Genomic DNA, 13,416 nt, shown 5'->3' with positions numbered 1-13,416 from the left:
TCGGAGGTGTTGACGTGCGTGTGTACTGCGGGCTGGCTGCGGCGGGCGAACGACTGACCGCTGCGGTGGTCGACGACGGTGGCCGGGTGGCGGCCGTCCAACAGTTCGCCGACACCGCCGAGGGCTACGCGGAGTTGCTGAGCCTGCTCGCGGAGCGAGCGGACCCGGCGGGTCTGCTCGCCGTGCCCGTCGCGTCCGACGCGCCGGGCCGACCGGTACCGCAGCTCGTCGTCGCCTCCGGCCGTACCGCGTGCTTCGTGGACGCGGCGGCGGTGGAGAAGCTGGCCGCGGCCGAGCCGCAGGACGCGCAGGACGACGCCCGGCGCGCCGTCGCCATGGCCCGCGCGCTGTACGGCGGAACCCTGGTCGCGCTGCCGCAGCCGGCCGCGCCGGAGCTGCACGCGCTCCGGCCGGCGCTGAGTTCGCACGCGGCGCTGGCGACGAGCCGGGTCGCCGCGGTCGCCGCGCTGCGCGAGGTGCTGCGCGCGCTGTACCCGGCGGCGCTGCGCGCGTTCCCGGATCCGGGCGCGGCGACCCCGCTCGCGCTGCTCGACGCGCTGCCCGACCCGACGCAGGTGAGCCGGGACCGCGACGAGAGCGTCGTGGCCCGCCTCGTCACCGCCGGGTACGCGGACGCCACCGACGCGCTGGCCGCGCTGCGGCAGGCCGTCGCCGACATGGACCCGCCGCGGTACCCGGTGGAGTCGGTGGGCGCGGCGGTCCGGCAGACCGTCGCCGCCGTACTGGCGTGCGACACGGCCGCGGGCGCCCTCATCCGCGAGGTCTCCGAACGCATCGGTACGGCCCGGCCCGAGCCGGCCGAGCCGGCGGCGGAGGCGGTGACCAGCGAGTGGGCGACGGTCGAGTCGCCGACCACGGACCTGCCGATGCCACCCGACCCGTTCCGCCCGCCGTCCGGGGAGCCGTCGTGGTCGCCGCCGGGCAACCGGCCGGTCAGCCCGGCGCCGCTGCCGACCCGGGGTCGCGGCCCGAAGCTGCCGGCCCGCCCGTCCCGCCCGGTCATGGCGCCGCCCCCGGCGGCGGCCGCGGAGCCGGTCGAGGAGAGCACGCTGCACCTGCGGCCCAAGCCGAAGACGAAGAAGTCGCGGTCGGCGCCGGCCGAGCCGCCGGCCCCGACGTTCACCCCGGCGGAGCCGGCGCCGGTGAACGGCAGCAACGACACCGATCTGACCGTGGAACGGCCGACCCTGCCGGGCGAGCCCGAGCCGCCGAAGCTGGAGTTCGAGACGGACTTCCAGCCGACGCTGATCCTGGGCGACGCGGACGGCGAGCCGCGGCCGCAGCTGCGTTCGGTGGACGCGGCGGAGGACACCGCGTCGGTCACCTCGCTGCCGGAGCCGGCCACCCGGTCGCGCCGCGGCGGCGACTCCGGGCCGCGCAGCCGCCGCCGGGTGCGTACGCACGACCAGCCGCGACGTTCGGCGGCGGCCGAGCCGTCCGAGCCGCCGGTCGGTGAGGGCGACTCGGAGCTGCTCATCTTCGCCGCGGCGCGCTCGGCGTGGTTCGCCGGTGAGCACGGCGAGATGGAGTGGGACAGCCTGGCGGACGAGGGCTGGAAGGCCGCCGAGGCCGCCAGCAAGCCGTCCGTCGGGCAGAACACGGAGAGCGGCCTCCCCCGTCGCGTACCGCAGGCGAACCTGGTGCCGGGTTCCCCGATCGACGAGAACGACCCGGCGCCGATCGCGCGGGACGCGTCGCAGCTCGCGGCGCAGACCGCCGGCTACTTCCGCGGCTGGCAACGGGGACGGCGGAGCACGGGACACGAGCCGGTCGAACAGGCGGCGTCGTCGGCCGCGTTCACCCCGGCGGCTCGCCCGTGACCGAACTCGGCCTGCAAGCCAGCAGCCTGGGTCCGCTACTCGTCTCGCTCATCAACCGGGTGCCGGGCGCGAGCCACGCCGTGCTCGCCTCGGTCGAAGGTGTCCCCATCGCAGTGTCGGCCGGCCTGCCGACGTTGCGGGCGGAGCAGCTCGCCAGCATCGGCGCCGGCCTGCTGTCCATCGCCGACGGCGCCGGCCGCTGCATGGAGGCCGGCGCTCCGTGCCAGACCATCGTCGAGATGGCCGCCGGCGTACTCATGGCCACGCCGGTCAGCGCGGAGTTGAGCCTGACCGTCCTCGCCGTCGTGGACTGCGACCGCGAGCGCCTCGGGTACGAGATCGCCGAGTTCACCGCGCAGATCGCGCCGCTGCTGAGCTGACGCGCCGCCCCCGGACGGCGCGGGCCCCGCCCGGCGTACCGGACGGGGCCCGCGCGTCGCGCACTCGGTTACCGGGCGAGGTACGCGTTGTAGAAGACCGGCGTGCCGATCACGTGGCTGAGTACCACGTTCTTGCACTTGGTACCGGACAGGGTGACGTTGCTGGTGGCGATGATCGGCACGACCGGGGCGTACTTGGTCATGATGGTCTTGTCGAGCTTGGCCCACTCGGGCGCGGCCTTGTCGGCGTGCATCGCGGAGTTGGTGGCGATGGCCGCGTTGACGTCGTCCACGTTCAGGTACGAGTAGTCCTTGTTGCCCTTGGGCTGGATCTGCTTGCCGTTGAACAGCGGCGGCAGTACCGTCGCGGCGCTCGGCCAGTCGAAGCCCCAGGTGTTGAGGTACAGGTCGTACGGGTTGTTCTTGGCGCCGATCTGGTCGTAGTAGCTGGCCTTGTCGATGGGCCGCAGCACGATCTGGAAGCCGGCGCGCTCCAGCGCGTTCTTGACGACGGCGGCGAGCGGCTGGTTCTTCGAGTCGTTGCGGTAGGCGTACACGAGCTTGGGCTTCTTGCCGCCGAGGAGTTCCTTGGCCTTGGCCACGTCGCCGTGCGTACCGCCCGGGTACGGGTCGTACTTCTGGTACCCGATGGTCAGCGGGGACAGGATCGCGGTGGCCGGCTCGCCGGTGATGGTGCCGCCGCGGGCCTGGAGGTACGCGCCGCGGTCCATCGCGTAGTTGAGCGCCTGCCGCACCTTCAGGTCGGTGACCCGCTGGGTGTTGATGGCGAGGTAGCTGACGAACGGCGACAGGCCCTGGATCATGCGCTTCTTGACGGCCGGGTCGCCGAGCACCTTGGGCAGCAACGCCGCCGGCACGTTCTCGTACATGGTGGCGTTGGCGTCGTCGCCGTTGCTCGCCATCATCCGCTGGGTCTGCTGCACGTCGCTGTCACCGAAGGTCGCCACGAACGTGTCGTAGTACGCGTGGCGCACCGCGTCGGTCTTCGCGTCCCAGTACTTGTTGCGCACGAGCGTCAGCGACGTGCCCTTCAGGTACTTGTCGATCTTGTACGGGCCGGACGCGAACGGCCGCAGGTCGTACTTGGTGCCGGTGTCCTTGGCGGCCGGAACCGGTGCGGTGACGCCCATCGACGCCGCGAACGGCATGTCGCACTGCGGCTGCTTGAACGTGAACGTGATGGTGTCGTCGCCGTCCACCGTCACGCCCGGCGGCACCTTCGCCCCGCCGTTGTACGGCCCCTTGTACGTCGCGTTGTAGTCGTCGCTGCCCGTCAGCCAGCTCTGGATGTACGTCGGGCCCTCGCTCATGTCCGGCGAGAAGGACCGGGCCACGCCGTACGCCACGTCGGCGGCGGTGATGGGCGAGCCGTCCTCGTACCGGAGGCCGCTCTTGAGGGTGAACCGCCACTGCCGGCAGTCGCCCTTGACGTCCTTGCCCGGCGTCTTCGCCAGGTCGCCGACCAGCGTGACCTTCCCGTCGCCGGTCTCCTTGAACATCGTCAGCGTACGCACGAACAGGTGCTCGACCGCCATCGCGTCGACGATGTACGTCCGCTGCGGGTCGAGGTGCTCGAAGTCGGACTCCTCCAGGTAGTGGAAGGTGCCGCCGGTGGTCGCGCCCTTGACCGCCGCCGCCGGACCCATCGAGTCCTTCGGGTCGGTCGCGATCGCGCTCGTCTGCTCGCTGTGGTGCTCGTTCCCGCCGCCGTCACCCGTGCCGGTGTTCTTGCTGCACGCGGCCAGCGAACCGGCCAGTACCAGCGCGCTCAGCGCGGCGAGAGCTGCTCGTCGTCGCATCCGTCCTCCCAGTCGGCCTGCCGGCCCTACAGCAACGGGGGTGACCCACGCCACCCCCGGTATGGCGTGTGCCACAGCACGCCATGAGCAGAGAACGTAGCGGGCGGCCCGCGGCCGGGCATCACGGCGGGACAACGACCGGGTCTCAATACGGTCGTAGAAAACCTCCACGATCCGCGTACGAGCAGAAAAAAGCCGGCGGCCGGCACCCGTGGGGTGCCGGCCGCCGGAGGGCGGAACCGTTGCTACTTCAGGTACGCACTCGTGTAGAGGTTCGTACCCAGGTCGGTCGACAGCTCGACGCCGCCCACCTTCGAGCCGGTCAGCGACAGGCTCTTCGAGTAGTAGATCGGAATGGTCGCCGCGGTCTGCGCCCACTCCTTGTCCAGCGCAGCCCACTTCGGACCGGCCTGCGCGGCCGGCACCTTGCTCGCCGCGTCCAGCTTGGCGTTGTACGCGTCGTCGTTGTAGTACGACACGTCGTTGTTGCCGTTGGCCTGGATCGTGCGGCCGTCGGTCAGCACCGGCATCACCGCGGCACCGGTCGGCCAGTCCGCCGCCCAGTCCGTCACGTACAGGTCGAAGGCGTTGTTCTTACGACCCAGCTCGGTGAAGTAGTTCTCCGCGTCGACCGGCTTGAGGACGACCTTGAACCCGGCCTTCTCCAGCGCCTGCTGCATCGACGGCGCGAGCCGCTGACCCCACGGGTTGTTGCGGTAGCCGAACACGATCTGCGGGTGCTTGCCGCCCAGCAACTCCTTGGCCTTCGCCGGGTTGCCGCTCGGGCCACCGTCGAACGCCTTGTAGTCCTGCTGGCCCAGCACGGTCGGCGACAGCAGCGTGTACGCCGGGTCGGCGAGCTGCGAACCGCCCAGGGTCTGGATGACGGCCTTACGGTCGATCGCGTACGCGATGGCCTGGCGCGTCTTCAGATCCTTGATGTTCTGCGTGTTGACCGCCGCGTAGTACACGAACGGGGCCTGGCCGGCGATCGTCCGCGACTTCAGCGTGGAGTCGCCGTTCACCTTCGGCAGCAACGTCTGCGGCACGTTCTGCTGAGCCACCGCGTACTGGTCGGGGCCGGAGTCCGCGATCAGCCGGTTGGTCTGCGTCACGTCCGTCGGGCCGAACGTGTAGCTGATGGTGTCCGCGTAGTCGTGCCGGATCGGGTCCGTCTTCGGATCCCAGTACTTGTTCCGCTCCAGCACCAGCTTGGTACCGCGGATGTACTGCTTCACCTTGTACGGCCCGGACGAGAACGGCTTGTTGTCGTACTTCGCGCCGGTGTCCTTGGCCTTCGGCACGGGCGCCGAGGTCGGCAGCTGCAGCGCGAACGGCAGGTCGCAGTGCGGCTGCTTGAAGTGGAAGCGGAGCGTCTTGTCGCCCTTGACCTCCAGGCCCGGCGCGATGTCCGCGCCACCGTTGTACGGGCCCTTGTAGGTCTTGTTGTACTCGGCCTCGTTCGACAGCCACTGCGCCAGGTAGTGCGGACCCTCCGCGATCTGGCTGGAGTACGAACGGGAGATCCCGTACGCCACGTCCTTGGCCGTGATCGGCGAGCCGTCCTCGTACTTGAGCCCGTCCTTGAGGGTGTACTCCCAGTTCATGCACTTGTTGCCGTCGAGGTCCTTGCCCGGACCGGTGGCCAGGTCGCCGACCAGGGTCAGCTTGCCGCCCTTGTCCTGCCGGAACATCGTCAGCGTGCGCGCGAACAGCTGCTCCGCCGACATGGCCTGAACGACGTACGTGCGCTGCGGGTCCAGGTGCTCGAAGTCGGAGTCCTGCAGGATCTGCAGGTCACCGCCCTTCTTGGCACCGGCGACCGCGGGCGCGGGGCCCTGCGAGTCCTTGGGGTTCGTCGCGATACCCCCGGTGTTCTTCTGCACGGTGGAGCCGCCGCCCTCGTTGCTGCCCGTGTTCTTCGAGCAGGCCCCGAGCGCCGCGACCACGACCATGGCGCCGGCGGCGGCCACGGCCAGTCTGGGTCGCATTCCATAACCTCCTGGCAACCTCGTGCCGCTCGGGCCCTCCCACGCAACCGCGGCGGCGTTGTGCCCACCGGCGCACGGCCCCGCACCGCGGAGACAATGCACCAGTGAAGCTGGTTCACAGAGAACCTAGTCACATCCCGGGCCGGCCGAGTCACAGGCCGGCAACGAGACGGTCTCAGCGATGCCAACCACGGCGTGGTTCCTGCGCCGGCCGGGGTGGTCTGTCAGCCCAACCGCACCCGTGGGTCGATCACCGAGTACAACATGTCGACCACGACGTTCATCACGATGATGAAGAACGCAGCCAGCAACACGGTCGCCATCACCACCGGCAGGTTGAGCTGGTTGACCGCGTCCACCGACGCGCGGCCGAGGCCGTTGACGCCGAACACCGTCTCGGTGATGACCGCACCGCCCAGCGCCGCCCCGAGGTACAGGCCGGCGGTGGTGACGATGGGGGTGATGGCCGCACGGAGCGCGTGCCGCGCGTACACCCGCCACCTGGACAGGCCCTTGGCGCGAGCCGTACGCACGAAGTCCTCGGCCAGGGTCTCCAGCATCTGGGCCCGGGACAGCCGCGCGAAGATGGCCGAGTTGAGGAACCCGAGCGTCAGCCACGGCAACAGCATCTGCTCGAACCACATCCCCGGATCGGCCAGCGGCGACGTGTACCCCGGCGTGGGCAGCACGTGCAGCTGGTACACGAGGAGGAGCAGCAGGATCGGGCCGAAGAAGTAGATCTGCATGGACGCGCCGACCAGGCTCGTCCCCACCGCCGCCCGGTCGAACGCGGTGCCCCGGCGCAGCGCCGACACCATGCCCAGCCCCACACCCACCACCAGCTGGATCACCGTCGCGCCGACCACGATGCTCGTCGTCGCCGGTACCGTCCGGGCCAGGATCGACGTCACCGGCTCGTTGGTACGGAACGAGAAGCCCAGGCACGGCGCGTCGCAGTGCACCGCCAGCTCGCCCGAACCGTACGTGCGGCCCGCGACGATGCCCTTCATGAAGTCCGCGTACTGCACCACGATCGGCTGGTCCAACCCCAGCCGCTGCTCGGTCTGCGCGATGTCGTGCGCGGTGCACTGCTTCCCGCACATCACGTACGCGGGGGACGTGGGCACCGCGAAGAACAGCAGGAACGTCAGCACGCTCACCGCGACCATCGCCAGTACCGCCAACACGAGACGCTTGATCAGGTACCGAATCATTGCCGACACCTCGCACCGTCGAAGGACAGTCGGCCCAGACGGTAGGCATGTTCGCCCGGCCATGGGTCACGGCCACGCTACGAACACGCGTCGACACGACGGCGCCCGCACCGTGAACCGGTGCGGGCGCCGTCGACGAACAGGGTCAGGAAACCGGGCCGGTCTCCGGGAAGTGGCAGGCCACCTGCTGACCCGTACCGATCTGCAGCAGCGGCGGCTCCACCTCGGCGCACTTCTCCTGCGCCTTCCAGCACCGGGTACGGAACCGGCAGCCGGACGGTGGGTTCAGCGGCGTCGGTACGTCGCCCTCCAGCCGGATCCGCTCGCGGCCCTCGGTACCGATCTTCGTCACGTCCGGCACCGCCGACAGCAGCGCCCGCGTGTACGGGTGGGCCGGCTCCTCGTAGATCTGCGTCCGGTCACCGACCTCGACCATCTTGCCGAGGTACATGACGCCGATGCGCTGGCAGAAGTGCCGGACCACGGCCAGGTCGTGCGCGATGAACACGAACGCCAGGTCGAACTCGCGCTGCAGCTCCCGCAGCAGGTTGATGACCTGCGCCTGGATCGACACGTCCAGCGCCGACACCGGCTCGTCCGCGACGATCAGCTTCGGCCGCAGGGCGAGCGCGCGGGCGATACCGATGCGCTGCCGCTGACCGCCGGAGAACTCGTGCGGGTAACGGTTGTAGTGCTCCGGGTTGAGGCCGACCGTCTCCAGCAGCTCCTGCACCCGCTTCTTCACCCCGCCGGGCGGGGTGATCCCGTTGACCTGCAACGGCATCGCCACGATCTTGCCGACCGTGTGCCGCGGGTTCAGCGACGAGTACGGGTCCTGGAAGATGATCTGCAGGTCGTGTCGCAGCGGCCGCATCTGCGCACGGTTCATGTGCGTGATGTCGCGGCCCTCGAACATGATCCGGCCCGAGGTCGACTCCAGCAGCTTCACCACCATCCGGCCGGTGGTGGTCTTGCCGCAGCCGGACTCGCCGACCAGGCCCAGTGTCTGGCCCCGGTCCACGCTGAAGTCGACGCCGTCGACGGCGCGCACCAGCGCCTTGCCGCCGAACACACCCTGGCGTACTGGAAAGTGCTTGGTCAGGCCCTCCACCGAGAGCAGCGGCGTCCCGTCGGACGAGGGCTGCTTCACCGCCGTGCCGGCGGACTCGACAATCGGATCGCTCACTGCGCGGCCCCCAGCTTGATCTCTTCTTCGTAGACCCGCCGGCGCTCGTTCTCCGGCAGGTGGCAGGCCACCACGTGCCCGGCGTCGGCGGTCGGCAGCAACTCCGGCACCTCAAGGTCGCACGGCCCGCCGCCGACCATCTTGTACGCGCAGCGCGGGTGGAACGCGCACCCGGACGGCAGGTTGATGAGGCTCGGCGGGCTGCCCGGGATCGGGTCGAGGTCCTCCTCGGCGTTGCCGCGCAGCGACGGCACCGACTGCAGCAGGCCCCACGCGTACGGGTGCTGGGGCGAGCGGAGCACCTGCTCGACCGAGCCGAACTCGATCGCGTGCCCGCCGTACATCACCATGACCTCGTCGGCGACCTGGCTGACCACGCCCAGGTCGTGCGTGATCATGATGATCGCCGAGTTGAACTCCCGCTGGAGGTCCTCCAGCAGGTCCAGGATCTGCGCCTGGACCGTCACGTCCAGCGCCGTCGTCGGCTCGTCCGCGATCAGCAGCGACGGGTCGTTGACCAGCGCCATCGCGATCATCGCGCGCTGCCGCATACCGCCGGAGAACTCGTGCGGGTACTGGTCGGCGCGCTTCTTCGGCTGTGGGATGCCGACCCGGTCGAGCATCTCGATGGCCCGCTTGCGCGCCTCCGCCTTGCGCCCCGGGTGGTGCACCAGGTACGCCTCGGAGATCTGCTTGCCGATCGTGTAGTACGGGTGCAGCGCGGACAGCGGGTCCTGGAAGATCATCGCCACGTCGCGGCCGCGCATCCGGCGGACCTGCTCGTCGTCCAGGCCGACGATCTCCCGACCGTCCAGCTTGATCGACCCCGTGATCCGGGTACGCGCCGCGTTGTGCAGACCCATGACGGTCAGGCTCGTGACGCTCTTGCCCGAGCCCGACTCACCGACGATGCCGAGCGTACGGCCGCGCGGCAGGGCGAACGAGATGCCGTCGACCGCGCGGACGATGCCGTCCTCGGTCTTGAACTGCACCCGCAGGTCGTCGACCTCCAGGTACGGCCGGTCGTCCGCGACGCCGGACGTCGCGGCGGACGATGCTGTGGCAGTCACTCTTCCCTACTCTCTTCCGGTCAGCTCAGCCGCACGCGCGGGTCGATGACGGAGTACAGCACGTCGACGATGATGTTCATGCAGATGATGAAGAACGCCGCCAGCAGCACGGTGCCCATCACGACCGGCAGGTTGAGGTCGTTCACCGCGTTCACCGACGTACGCCCGAGTCCGTTGACGCCGAACACCGTCTCGGTGATGACCGCACCGCCCAGCGCCCCGCCCAGGTCCAGGCCGGCGATCGTGACGATCGGGGTGATGGCGGCCCGCAGCGCGTGCCGCGCGTACACCTTGCGCTTGGGGAGGCCCTTGGCCCGGGCGGTCCGCACGAAGTCCTCGGACAGCGTCTCCAGCATCTGGGCCCGGGAGAGCCGGGCGTAGATCGCGGAGTTCAGGAAGCCGAGGGTGACCCAGGGCAAGATCATTTGCGTGAACCACTTGAACGGATCGTCGAACGGTGACGTGTAGGCCGGGTTCGGTAGCCAGTGCAGTGAGTACACGAAGATCAACAACAGGATCGGGCCGAAGAAGTAGATCTGCATCGACGCACCGACCAGGCTGACGCCGACCGCCGCCTTGTCGAACGCGGTGCCTCTCCGCAGCGCGGATATCATCCCCAGCCCGACACCGATGACGAGCTGGATGACCAGCGCACCGACCACCACGCTCACCGTCACCGGCAGCGTCCGCTTGATGATGTCGGTGACCGGCTCGTTGGTACGGAAGGAGAAGCCGAGGCACGGCGCGTCGCACTTGACCGCCAGGTCGCCCGTCCCGTACGTCCGGCCGACGGCGATGCCCTTCATGAACTCGCCGTACTGCGTGACGATCGGCTTGTCGAGGCCGAGCCGCTGCTCGGTCTGCGCGATCGCGTGCGCGTCGCACTGCTTGCCGCACATCACGTACGCCGGCGAGGTCGGCACCGCGAAGAACAGCAGGAACGTCAGCACGCTCACCGCGAACATCGTCACGACGGCGAGCAGGATCCGCCGGATCAGGTACCGAGCCATCACACACCTCGCCGATCGGCGCTCATCGTGCTGTCCACTGTGGATCCATCCGTTACGACGGCCGCCGGCCTACCGCCGGCGGCACCGGAAGCCGCGGTCACCGCGACGACTTGGGGTCGAGGGCGTCCCGCACCGAGTCGCCGAACAGGTTGAACGCCAGCACCAGGATCAGGATCGTGGCGCCGGAGACCATCGTGTAGAACGGGTCGGTCTGCAGGAACGAGGTACCGTTGTTGATCATCCGGCCGAGGTCGGGCGTCGGCTCGACCACGCCGATGTTCAGGAACGACAGGGCCGCCTCACCGGTGATGAACGACGGCACGTTCAGCGAGAAGACCACCAGGATCGGCGCCCAGATGTTCGGCAGGAGCTGGCGGAACAGGATGTGCCCCATGCCCGCGCCGGCCGCCCGCGCCGCCTCGACGAACTCCCGCTCCCGCAGCGACAGCACCTGACCGCGCACCAACCGCGCCGGGTACGTCCAGCTGAAGCAGGCGAACACGCCGATGATCAGGCCGACCCGGAACAGTGCCGAGACGTCGCCGCGCGAGCCGTACACCGCGTCGGTGACGACCGGGATGGCGGCGAGGCAGAAGATGAAGAACGGGAACGCCAGCACCAGGTCGATCACCCAGTTGAGGATCGAGTCGACCACACCGCCCGCGTACCCGGCGATGATGCCGATGATGATGCCGATCGCGACCGTGATGATCGCCGACACGAAGGCGATCACCAGCGAGGTGCGCATCCCGTAGATGAGCTGCATCAGCACGTCCCGGCCGAGCTGCGGCTCCAGGCCGAGCCAGTGCGACCCGCTGATCCCGCCCAGGTACCCCAGCGGGTATCCCGACGTGTCGAGCAGGTCGGAGTGCTGGTCCGTGGCGTTCGCCCCGTAGAGCTTCGAGATCAACGGGGCGGCGATCGCCAGGATGAACATGACCACCAGTACGATCCCGCTGACCAGGGCCACGCGGTCACGCTTCAACCGGATCCACGCGAGCTGGCCGGGAGACCGGCCGACGATGGCCTTGCCCCCGGCGGCGACGACCTCCTCGCCGGGCTCGCCGAGGGGTGCCTCGCCCACCGCGAGGCCACCGGCCGGGGCCTCCGCGTAGTCGTGGGGACCCGCTGGGGTCTGCGTCATCGATCCTGCTCCCTCCGGGCTGGCCAGGGTCCGCGAGTCACGACCCCGTCCGGGCATGCTGCGCGCCCGACTTCGGTGCGAAAACTATCCATCCCTGTCCGCCGATTTGAGTTCCTGGCGGCATCAGCTTGGTAACAAGTCCCCTGATCGCGTAACCGGGCCGCGACTACGCGCCGATCGCGCATCGGGATTTGTCCCGTTGAGTCGGGTACGGCGGGGCTGGTGACGGACGGTGCGGCCGGGTGTCCAGCCAAATCCCAGACTCTGATATCGGCGATCCGCTTGCCATCGGTCGCCTCGACCCGCACCGTTGCGCACATGGGGACCTTACTATCCGCTCAGCAGGTCGCCGACGGGCTCCGTGCCCTGCCAGCGTGGCGCGGCGACACCACAGAGATTACGCGTAGCTACACCGCACCGGACTTTCTGTCGGGCATCCGCGCGGTCGACGCGGTGGCCGACGCGGCCGAGACCGCCGGGCACCACCCGGACATCGACATCCGCTGGACGACCGTCACCTTCTCGCTGGTCACCCATGCCCTCGGCGGGGTGACCGAGGCCGATCTGACGATGGCCGCCACGATCGACCGGGTACTCGACCACCCGCGCTGACGGTACCGCCGGCCGACCCGACCCGTACACGGGGGTACTCGCGGGTAACTCACGCACCGTAGCGGCGGCGGGGTTTACCGACAAGATCAACCGAGCTGCCGGACAGGCCCGCTACGACGATCGTTACCTCGGGTCTTCCGATTCGGTTGTCAACGCGGGAGACTCCTGCGCACACACCGAAGATCGCGCGGCGTAACGTATATGCGCGTATGCGCACTGAGCCCGAATTGTCGGTAAGTGTGGCGGCTGCCGGACGGGTGGCCGAGGATCGCAACGCAGGAGAGCGAGTCAATGACGACGACCGCAACCCCGCCGACCCGCGAGCCCGGGTCGGCCGGCCCGGCCGGCGGAGGGCGGGCCGGCATCGCGGCCCGGACGCTCCGGACCGACCGCTGGTGGTTCCAGCCGCTCATCACCGTGCTCGGCCTGACCGCATGGCTGGTGTACGCGGTGGTCCGCGCGGCCACCCAGAAGTACTACTGGGTCGGGGCCTACCACTACCTGACGCCGTTCGCGTCGCCGTGTCTCAGCAAGTCGTGCATCCCGGAGGCGGCGCACTTCGGGCGGCCACTGCCGGAGTTCCCGCCGCTGATCCCGTTCGCGATCGTGACGCTGTCGTTCCTGCTGGCCTTCCGGCTGACCTGCTACTACTACCGCAAGGCGTACTACCGGTCGTTCTGGCAGTCGCCGCCGGCGTGCGCGGTACGCGAGCCGCACCGGAAGTACTCGGGTGAGACGCGGTTCCCGCTGATCATCCAGAACTTTCACCGCTACTTCTTCTACGTCGCGGTCCTGATCTCGCTGATCAACACGTACGACGCGGTGCTGGCCTTCCACGGGAAGGGCGGCGGGTTCGGGTTCGGGCTGGGCAACATCATCCTCGTCGGCAACGTGGTCTGCCTGTGGATGTACACGCTGTCCTGCCACTCGTGCCGCAACATCACGGCCGGCCGGCTCAACCACTTCTCCCGGCACCCCGTGCGGTACCGGATGTGGATGTGGGTCTCCAAGCTCAACGAGCGGCACATGATGTGGGCCTGGATCACGCTGGGGACGCTGACCCTGACCGACGCGTACATCGGTCTGGTCTCCTCCAACACGTTGACCGACCTGCGCTTCATTCACTAGATCTTCAAGGCGGCTGAGAC

General features: G+C 69.3%; 11 protein-coding genes. 4 read left to right on the top strand and 7 right to left on the bottom strand.

Features of this window, described 5'->3' with window-relative positions; all coding sequences use genetic code 11:
- Positions 1 to 14: 14 nt before the first annotated feature.
- Both Aru02nite_RS06810 and Aru02nite_RS06805 read left to right on the top strand, forming a co-directional pair.
- Positions 15 to 1,841: an IS110 family transposase gene (locus tag Aru02nite_RS06810; protein ID WP_203655796.1), complete on the top strand. Its 1,827-nt coding sequence runs from the start codon at positions 15 to 17 to the stop codon at positions 1,839 to 1,841.
- A complete protein-coding gene (locus Aru02nite_RS06805; protein WP_203655795.1) occupies positions 1,838 to 2,221 on the top strand; it encodes a roadblock/LC7 domain-containing protein in 384 nt (127 codons plus the stop codon). Before Aru02nite_RS06810 ends, Aru02nite_RS06805 begins: the two co-directional genes overlap by 4 nt.
- Positions 2,222 to 2,289: 68 nt before the next feature.
- Here the strand turns inward: Aru02nite_RS06805 and Aru02nite_RS06800 are convergent, their stop codons facing one another.
- The 7 genes from Aru02nite_RS06800 to Aru02nite_RS06770 form a co-directional block, all read right to left on the bottom strand.
- Complete coding sequence (locus Aru02nite_RS06800; RefSeq protein ID WP_203655794.1) at positions 2,290 to 4,041, bottom strand: ABC transporter substrate-binding protein; 1,752 nt, start codon at positions 4,039 to 4,041, stop codon at positions 2,290 to 2,292.
- Positions 4,042 to 4,286: 245 nt separating this feature from the next.
- A complete protein-coding gene (locus Aru02nite_RS06795; RefSeq protein WP_203655793.1) occupies positions 4,287 to 6,032 on the bottom strand; it encodes an ABC transporter substrate-binding protein in 1,746 nt (581 codons plus the stop codon).
- Between the two features lie 224 nt (positions 6,033 to 6,256).
- Positions 6,257 to 7,246 carry an ABC transporter permease gene (locus Aru02nite_RS06790; RefSeq protein ID WP_203655792.1) on the bottom strand — a complete coding sequence of 330 codons (990 nt, stop codon included), beginning with the start codon at positions 7,244 to 7,246 and terminating at the stop codon, positions 6,257 to 6,259.
- Positions 7,247 to 7,391: 145 nt separating this feature from the next.
- Positions 7,392 to 8,432 carry an ABC transporter ATP-binding protein gene (locus tag Aru02nite_RS06785; RefSeq protein ID WP_373324853.1) on the bottom strand — a complete coding sequence of 347 codons (1,041 nt, stop codon included), beginning with the start codon at positions 8,430 to 8,432 and terminating at the stop codon, positions 7,392 to 7,394.
- Complete coding sequence (locus Aru02nite_RS06780; RefSeq protein ID WP_203655791.1) at positions 8,429 to 9,502, bottom strand: ABC transporter ATP-binding protein; 1,074 nt, start codon at positions 9,500 to 9,502, stop codon at positions 8,429 to 8,431. The genes Aru02nite_RS06785 and Aru02nite_RS06780 overlap by 4 nt, the downstream gene beginning before the upstream one ends.
- A 20-nt stretch (positions 9,503 to 9,522) precedes the next feature.
- Positions 9,523 to 10,512, bottom strand: coding sequence for an ABC transporter permease (locus Aru02nite_RS06775; RefSeq protein WP_203655790.1), 990 nt, complete (start codon positions 10,510 to 10,512; stop codon positions 9,523 to 9,525).
- A gap of 97 nt (positions 10,513 to 10,609) precedes the next feature.
- Positions 10,610 to 11,656 carry an ABC transporter permease gene (locus Aru02nite_RS06770; RefSeq protein WP_203655788.1) on the bottom strand — a complete coding sequence of 349 codons (1,047 nt, stop codon included), beginning with the start codon at positions 11,654 to 11,656 and terminating at the stop codon, positions 10,610 to 10,612.
- A 222-nt stretch (positions 11,657 to 11,878) separates the two neighbouring features.
- Between Aru02nite_RS06770 and Aru02nite_RS06765 the strand changes: the two genes are divergently transcribed.
- Both Aru02nite_RS06765 and sdhC read left to right on the top strand, forming a co-directional pair.
- A complete protein-coding gene (locus Aru02nite_RS06765) occupies positions 11,879 to 12,268 on the top strand; it encodes a 4a-hydroxytetrahydrobiopterin dehydratase (protein ID WP_239076463.1) in 390 nt (129 codons plus the stop codon).
- A gap of 291 nt (positions 12,269 to 12,559) precedes the next feature.
- Entirely contained in the window at positions 12,560 to 13,396 is an 837-nt protein-coding gene (gene sdhC / locus Aru02nite_RS06760; RefSeq protein ID WP_203655786.1) for a succinate dehydrogenase subunit SdhC, read from the top strand.
- Positions 13,397 to 13,416: the final 20 nt, after the last annotated feature.

This window comes from Actinocatenispora rupis, from assembly GCF_016861975.1.
Lineage (GTDB): Bacteria > Actinomycetota > Actinomycetes > Mycobacteriales > Micromonosporaceae > Actinocatenispora > Actinocatenispora rupis.
Note: the sequence above shows the minus strand (reverse complement) of the source record. Positions and strands in the feature narration are given on the sequence as shown.

Excerpts from the sequence above, each read along its gene's own strand:
- sdhC (WP_203655786.1), top strand. The coding sequence starts at position 12,560 with ATGACGACGACCGCAACCCCGCCGACCCGCGAGCCCGGGTCGGCCGGC.
- Aru02nite_RS06775 (WP_203655790.1), bottom strand. The coding sequence starts at position 10,512 with ATGGCTCGGTACCTGATCCGGCGGATCCTGCTCGCCGTCGTGACGATG.
- Aru02nite_RS06770 (WP_203655788.1), bottom strand. The coding sequence starts at position 11,656 with ATGACGCAGACCCCAGCGGGTCCCCACGACTACGCGGAGGCCCCGGCC.
- Aru02nite_RS06800 (WP_203655794.1), bottom strand. The coding sequence starts at position 4,041 with ATGCGACGACGAGCAGCTCTCGCCGCGCTGAGCGCGCTGGTACTGGCC.
- Aru02nite_RS06790 (WP_203655792.1), bottom strand. The coding sequence starts at position 7,246 with ATGATTCGGTACCTGATCAAGCGTCTCGTGTTGGCGGTACTGGCGATG.
- Aru02nite_RS06795 (WP_203655793.1), bottom strand. The coding sequence starts at position 6,032 with ATGCGACCCAGACTGGCCGTGGCCGCCGCCGGCGCCATGGTCGTGGTC.